The organism is Streptomyces sp. NPDC002044, from assembly GCF_040296725.1.
In the GTDB taxonomy this organism is placed as follows: domain Bacteria; phylum Actinomycetota; class Actinomycetes; order Streptomycetales; family Streptomycetaceae; genus Streptomyces; species Streptomyces antarcticus.
Map to the genome: position 1 here is coordinate 1 of NZ_JBEOXU010000229.1, position 6,641 is coordinate 6,641.

A 6,641-nucleotide genomic window follows, 5' to 3' on the forward strand; every position below is an offset into this window, starting at 1 on the left:
CCGCCGCTCGCGCCCCAGATCAGGACGTTGTCGCCCTGCTTCATGCCGGCGCCGTTGCGGGAGACCAGCTGACGGTAGGCGGTGGAGTTCACCAGGCCGGGGGATGCGGCCTCCTCCCAGCTGAGGTGGTCCGGCTTGGGCATCAGCTGGTTGGACTTGACCAGGGCGATCTCCGCCAGGCCGCCGAAGTTGGTCTCGAAGCCCCAGATGCGCTGCTCGGGGTCGAGCATCGTGTCGTTGTGGCCGTCGGAGGACTCCAGCTCGACCGAGAGGCAGTGCGCGACGACCTCGTCGCCCGGCTTCCAGGCGTTCACGCCGGGACCGGTGCGCAGGACGACGCCCGCGAGGTCGGAGCCGATGACGTGGTACGGCAGGTCGTGCCGCTTGGTGAGCTCCGACAGGCGGCCGTAGCGCTCCAGGAAGCTGAAGGTGGACACCGGCTCGAAGATCGAGGTCCAGACGGAGTTGTAGTTGACCGAGGAGGCCATGACGGCCACCAGGGCCTCGCCCGGACCCAGTTCGGGAACCGGGACCTGGTCGAGGTGCAGGGACTTGCGGGGGTCCTTCTCGCGGGTGGCGAGCCCGGAGAACATCTCCGCCTCGTCCTTGTGCACGGTGATCGCGCGGTACGAGTCGGGGAGCGGCAGGGCCGCGAAGTCCGCGGCCGTAGCGGTCTGCGACTGGATCGCGTCCAGGATGTCCTTCACGGTAGAGCCTCCGGCATGAGCGCTGATGAGGGTGCGCTGGGGGATACGCGTTGCGTGCGTGCGTGCGTGCGTGCGTGTGGGTGGTACTGCGAGGTGCTGTGTGCCGTCGGTTCCGGCTGGTGCGGTGGTGCGGGGCGTGCCCGTGGTGAGGCGTGCCGTGCCTGGTGACGCAGGCATCCGGGGCGCGTTCCGTGCCGAGTGGGCGTGGGCCGCGGGGACATCCGGACGAGATTCAACGTATGGCACCCGGTGTCACTCAGCAAGGCACCGCGTGCCAAAACTTTCTCTCATTTGCCGATTGACCTGCGCAGATGAGCGATGATCGATCAGAGTTACCCGCGAGTAGGGGCAAGCCGGACAAACACAGAGGGCCGCCCCCGGAACGGGAGCGGCCCTCTGTGACGTGCGTCGCCTCGTGTGTCCTTACGTGCCGCGCAGTGCCTCTTCGATCGTCCGCATGACCTCGTCCAGCGGGGCGTCCGTACGGGCCACCGCCACCAGCACCTCGCCCTGCGTGCGGACCGCCGCCGGGGCGGCCGGCGCCGTGGTCAGGGTCCGGCCCGCGCCGATCCCCGAGCCGAAGGTCCTGCGCACGATCGAGAAGGCGTGGTCCAGCTGCGCCTCCACGTCGCCCTGGCCGCCCGCCCGCAGCCACCGCCGCAGCACGTGGTTGTGGGCGGTGACCACCGCCGAGGCGGCCACCTCGGCGAGCAGCGGGTCGTCATTGCCGTCGTGCTGCTCGTGCTCGTCGAAGTGCGCCAGCAGGTAGCGGGTGAAGAGCCGCTCGTACCGGGCCACCGAGGCGATCTCCCGCTCCCGCAGCGCCGGGACCTCGCGGGTCAGCCGGTAGCGCTCCACCGACACCGCGGGCGAGGCGGCGTACATCTTCATGACTTCCTTGATCCCCCGGCACACCGTGTCGAGCGGGTGCTCGTGCGCCGGGGCCACGTCGAGGACGGCCTCGGCGCGGGTCAGGGTGTCGTCGTGGTCCGGGAAGATCGCCTCTTCCTTGGACCGGAAGTGCCGGAAGAAGGTCCGGCGCGCCACCCCGGCGGTCGCCGCGATCTCGTCGACCGTCGTCGCCTCGTACCCCTTGGTCGCGAACAGCTCCATGGCCGCCGCCGCGAGCTCGCGGCGCATCTTGAGCCGCTGGGCGGCCGCCTTGGTGCCGGCCGGACTCTCCGGGGCGTCGGAGGCCGAGGAAGCGCGGGGCGAGGTCTTGGCGGGCTGGGACATAGAGCGAAAGTACTTCATTCGCGCAGGGGAGCGCGCCTGCGGGGGGTGGGGCGGGGGTGGATGCGGGGGAGGGCCCGCACTGGGCTCGGGAGGGTGTGTCCGCCGTGAGGGTCCGGCGGACCCGAGCAGCCCTCCCCACGCATCCGGCTCGTGGCCCGTCGGCTTACCGGCGGGCGTACTCACGGAAACCGCGGCCGGTCTTCCGGCCCAGGCAGCCCGCCGCCACCAGGTGCTCCAGCAGCGGGGACGGGGCCAGGCCCGGGTCGCGGAACTCCTTGTGGAGGACCTTCTCGATGGCCAGCGAGACGTCCAGGCCGACCACGTCGAGGAGCTCGAAGGGCCCCATCGGGTAGCCGCCGCCCAGCTTCATCGCCGCGTCGATCTGGTCGAGGGTCGCGTAGTGCTGCTCGACCATCTTGATCGCGTTGTTGAGGTACGGGAACAGCAGCGCGTTCACGATGAAGCCCGCCCGGTCCCCGCAGTCCACCGGGTGCTTGCGCACCTTCACGCAGATCTCGCGGACCGTGGCGTGCACGTCGTCGGCGGTCAGCACCGTGCGGACCACTTCGACCAGCTTCATCGCCGGCGCCGGGTTGAAGAAGTGCATGCCGATCACGTCCTGCGGCCGCGAGGTCGCGCGGGCCACCGCGATCACCGGCAGCGAGGAGGTGGTCGTGGCCAGGACCGCGCCCGGCCGGCACACCTTGTCCAGGGCCGCGAACAGCTCCTGCTTGACCGCCAGGTCCTCGGCGACCGCCTCCACGGCCAGGTCGACCTCGGCGAAGGCGTCCAGCGAGCCGGCCGGGGTGATCCGGCCCAGGGTCTGCGCGGCGGCCTCCTCGGTCAGGCGGCCCTTGGACACCGCACGGCCCAGGGACTTCCCGATCGCGGCCTTCGCGGCCTCGGCCTTCTCCTGGCTGCGGGCGGCCAGCACCACGGCGTACCCGGCCTGCGCGAAGACCTGCGCGATCCCGCTCGCCATCGTGCCCGAGCCGGCCACGCCGACCGAGGTCACGGGACGGCCCCCGCCGGCGCCCCCGCGGTCCGCCGGGGTCTGCGGGTCGCGGACGACCGCCGAGCTGCCCGGGCCCTCGTACGTGTAGAAGCCGCGGCCGGACTTCTGCCCGGTCAGGCCGGCCTCGGCGAGGTGCCCCAGGATCGGCGCCGGGGCGTGCAGCCGGTCGCCGGAGGAGGCGTACATGGCCTCCAGGACGGTACGGGCGGTGTCCACGCCGATCAGGTCCAGCAGCGCGAGCGGTCCCATGGGCAGGCCGCAGCCGAGCCGCATCGCCGCGTCGATGTCCTCGCGGGAGGCGTACTTCGCCTCGTACATGGCGGCGGCCTGGTTGAGGTAGCCGAACAGCAGGCCGTCGGCGACGAATCCGGGCCGGTCGCCGACCGGGACGGGCTCCTTGCCGAGCGCGCGGGCCAGGGCGGTGACCGCCTCGACGGCGAGCGGCGCGGTGAGGACCGAGGAGACCACCTCGACCAGCTTCATCGCCGGAGCCGGGTTGAAGAAGTGCAGGCCGAGGACGCGCTCGGGGCGCTGCGACTCGGCGGCGAGCCGGGTCACCGACAGCGCGTTCGTGCCGGTGGCCAGGATCGTGTCGGGCCGCACGACCGCGTCGAGCTCACGGAACACCTGCTGCTTGACCTCGTACGACTCGGGCACGACCTCGATGACGAGGTCGGCCTCGGCGGCGGCGCCCAGGTCGCCGAAGGTGCGGAAGCGGGCGAGGACGTCCGTGCGCTCCTGCTCGCTGAGGAGCTCGCGGGACACGGAACGGGCGGTCGCCGCCTCCAGCGAGGCCGACGCCCGGCGGGCGGCCGCCTCGCTGATGTCGATGCCGATGACCTCGTGACCGGCCCGGGCGAGGACCTCGGCGATGCCGGAGCCCATCGTGCCGAGGCCGACGACGGCGATGGTCTGGAGGGAGGAGTGACTGGACTGACGGTCCATCGAGGGACTCCAGTGGAAGAGGGTGACGACTGAGGGGACGCGCGTGGCGCAGAGTGCACGCGGAGGCCGAACGGAAGGAAGACCGTGCGGAAAGGACCCGCGGGGCGCACCCGTGGCCGATGGGCCCGGAGGTGAAGACGCCCGGAGCGGAGAAGCGGCGGAACCCTGTCCCGGGGCCGCGCCGTGAGGTCGTGCAGAACCGACTGGCACGGGGCGGCTGCGTCACCAGGCCGCCCTCGTACGTGTGGTAAGGACAGTAACCCTTCGGCAACTGGTCCGCCAGGGCGCGGAGATGTGACCTGTACCGCCCAAATGTACCGATCATCGATCATCGATCAACGGCATCTGCGGAACCCCGCGTGCGGACCCCCACCGCCCCCTAGGGTGGCCGGGTGAACGACGTGCTGGAGCGCCTGCGGGCGGAGGCCGGGCAGTCACCGGAGTACGAGGTGCTGCGCACGGCCCGGCCGGAGGCCCTGGCCGCCTCCCTGACCTCGGCCGGGCTGCCCCTGTGGGCCCGCGAACTGGCCGCGTACCGGCTCGGACTGGCGGGCGACCGGCGCGCCTTCGAGTCCCTCGTCCTGCTGCTCAACCACCGCGACCCGCCCCGCTGCGCGGCCGCCGCCACCGCTCTGGCCGTGCTCGCCGACCCGCGCACCGCCCGCGCGGCGGCCGCCCTCGCCACGAACTCCCTGCGCACCGCCTACGCCCTGCACCCGGTCCGGCTGCTCACCGCGTTGCGCGCACCGGAGTCCGTACCGGCCCTGATGACCACGCTCTCGCGGCTGCTGTCCCCTCACGACCCGTACTGGCGGGTGGCCCTGGCCTGCGTCGAGGGTCTCGGCAGCCTCGGCGACCCGCGCGCCCGCGACCTGCTGGTCCGCGCCCAGTCCCACCCCCGCCTCGCCGTGGCCGCGACCACGGCGCTGCGGGAGCTCGGCTGACGGCCGCCGCTCAGGTGCGGTCCGGCCGCCGCCCGGCCGCGGCTCAGCCGCCGCTCAGCCGCGGAAGCCCAGCAGACCGTGCAGGGCCGCGCCGCCCGCCGAGGGCGGGACGGCGCGGGTCGCCGTCGCCGGCTTCGGGGCCGGCTGGGCGGGGCAGGTGGCGTCCGCCGCCTTCCCCGTCCTCAGGTACGCCGCCACCTTCTCGTCCAGGCACTTGTTGCCGCTGAGCGCGATCCCGTGGTTGCCGCCGCCCTCCTCGACCACCAGCGCCGAGCCCTTCAGCCGGTCGCGCATGCTGAGCGCACCCCCGAACGGGGTCGCCGCGTCCTCGGTCGCCTGGAGGAGCAGCGCCGGCGGCAGGTCGGCGTTGGTGACGTCCGGCGCCCGCAGCGACTCCGTCGGCCAGAACGCGCACGGGGCGTTGTACCAGGCGTTGTTCCACGTCATGAACGGCGCCTTGGCGTGCGTGCGCCACATGTCCGCGCGCCAGCGGTTCCAGTTCTTCGGCCAGGCCGAGTCCCGGCACTGCACCGCCGTGTACACGCTGTAGCCGTTGCCCGCCGAGGGCTCCACCGCCCCGAACCGCTCGTACGCCGCCACCAGCGGCTTCGGGTCCCCGTCCCGGGCGTACGCGGCGAAGGCTTCGGCGAGGTTCGGCCAGTAGCCGTTGTAGTAGCCGCCCGGCATGTAGGTGTCCTCCAGCTCGGCCGGCCCCACCGTGCCGCCCGCCGGCGTCCCGCGCAGCGACTCCCGCATCGCGTACCAGCGTTCCTCGACCTTCTGCGGGTCGGTTCCCAGCCGGTACGTGGCGTCGTACTTCGCCACCCAGGCCAGGAACGCCTTGTGGCGGGCGTCGAAGGCCCGGTCCTGGGCGAGGTTGTCCTCGTACCAGACGCCCGCCGGGTCCACCACGGAGTCCAGGACGAGCCGGTGCACGCGGCCCGGGTGGAGCTTGGCGTACACCGCGCCCAGGTAGGTCCCGTAGGAGTAGCCGAAGTAGCTGATCCGCTCCGCGCCCAGCGCGAGGCGCACCGCCTCGATGTCGCGGGCGGCCGAGACGGTCCCCACGTGCGGCAGCACGTCCGCGTGCCGGGTCCCGCAGGACTCGGCGAAGGAGCGGACCCGCTCCAGGTTGGCCCGCTCGGTGGCCGCGTCGCGCGGTACGGAGTCCGGCCGTACGGGCTTGAAGTGCCCGGCCGCGCAGTCGAGGACCGGCTCGCTCTTGCCGACGCCCCGGGGGTCGAAGCCGATCACGTCGTACTGGGCGGCGACGTCCTCGGGCAGGGCGGAGGCCACGAACCCGGCCAGGGCGCGGCCGCTGCCGCCGGGACCGCCGGGGTTGACCAGCAGCGGCCCCTGCGAGGAGGCGGCGGTGTGCGGGACCCGGGTCAGGGCCAGGGAGATCTGCCGCCCGCCGGGGCGGTCGTGGTCGAGCGGGACCTTGAGGGAGGCGCACTGAAGGGTGGGGTAGCGGGGGGTCGCGCAGCCGGTCCAGGCCAGGGCGGCCTTCGGCGCCCCGGGGGCCCCGGCCGGCGCCGGTGCGGCGGTGACGGGGCTCGCGAGGGCGGCGGCCACGGTGGAGATCGAGAGCAGGACAGCGGCGCGCTTCTTCAGGGGGTGCAGCATGGGGCCTCCCAGCCGAGGGGTCTGGGCGGAATCGTCCCGGAAACCACGGCCGGAAGGCGGGATTGGGCGGTCCATTGGCCCGATGTGATGACCCTCCGGCGAGCCCCCGGGGCCACGGCGACGGTCGACGCGCAGGGCCGGCCCGACGTGCGGACGCTGATGCTCCAC

At 73.2% G+C, this 6,641-nt stretch carries 5 protein-coding genes; 1 reads left to right on the top strand and 4 read right to left on the bottom strand.

Translation table 11 applies throughout. The annotated features are described in order from the left end of the window. The 3 genes from ABT106_RS30295 to ABT106_RS30305 all read right to left on the bottom strand — a co-directional run. On the bottom strand, positions 1-707 hold a 707-nt coding region (locus ABT106_RS30295; protein ID WP_351283791.1), incomplete at its 3' end, for an alcohol dehydrogenase catalytic domain-containing protein. A 423-nt stretch (positions 708-1,130) separates the two neighbouring features. Continuing rightward, entirely contained in the window at positions 1,131-1,943 is an 813-nt protein-coding gene (locus ABT106_RS30300; protein ID WP_351283793.1) for a TetR family transcriptional regulator, read from the bottom strand. Positions 1,944-2,106: 163 nt separating this feature from the next. After that, positions 2,107-3,903, bottom strand: coding sequence for a 3-hydroxyacyl-CoA dehydrogenase family protein (locus ABT106_RS30305; RefSeq protein WP_351283796.1), 1,797 nt, complete (start codon positions 3,901-3,903; stop codon positions 2,107-2,109). Between the two features lie 392 nt (positions 3,904-4,295). On the opposite strand from ABT106_RS30305, the gene ABT106_RS30310 reads away from it, so the two are divergent. After that, entirely contained in the window at positions 4,296-4,847 is a 552-nt protein-coding gene (locus tag ABT106_RS30310) for a HEAT repeat domain-containing protein (RefSeq protein ID WP_351283799.1), read from the top strand. Between the two features lie 54 nt (positions 4,848-4,901). Here the strand turns inward: ABT106_RS30310 and ABT106_RS30315 are convergent, their stop codons facing one another. Beyond that, a complete protein-coding gene (locus ABT106_RS30315) occupies positions 4,902-6,473 on the bottom strand; it encodes an alpha/beta hydrolase (protein ID WP_351283801.1) in 1,572 nt (523 codons plus the stop codon). Positions 6,474-6,641: the final 168 nt, after the last annotated feature.

Bases quoted from the DNA above. Each gene is read 5' to 3' on its own strand.
- ABT106_RS30305 (WP_351283796.1), bottom strand. From the start codon at position 3,903: ATGGACCGTCAGTCCAGTCACTCCTCCCTCCAGACCATCGCCGTCGTC.
- ABT106_RS30315 (WP_351283801.1), bottom strand. From the start codon at position 6,473: ATGCTGCACCCCCTGAAGAAGCGCGCCGCTGTCCTGCTCTCGATCTCC.
- ABT106_RS30300 (WP_351283793.1), bottom strand. From the start codon at position 1,943: ATGTCCCAGCCCGCCAAGACCTCGCCCCGCGCTTCCTCGGCCTCCGAC.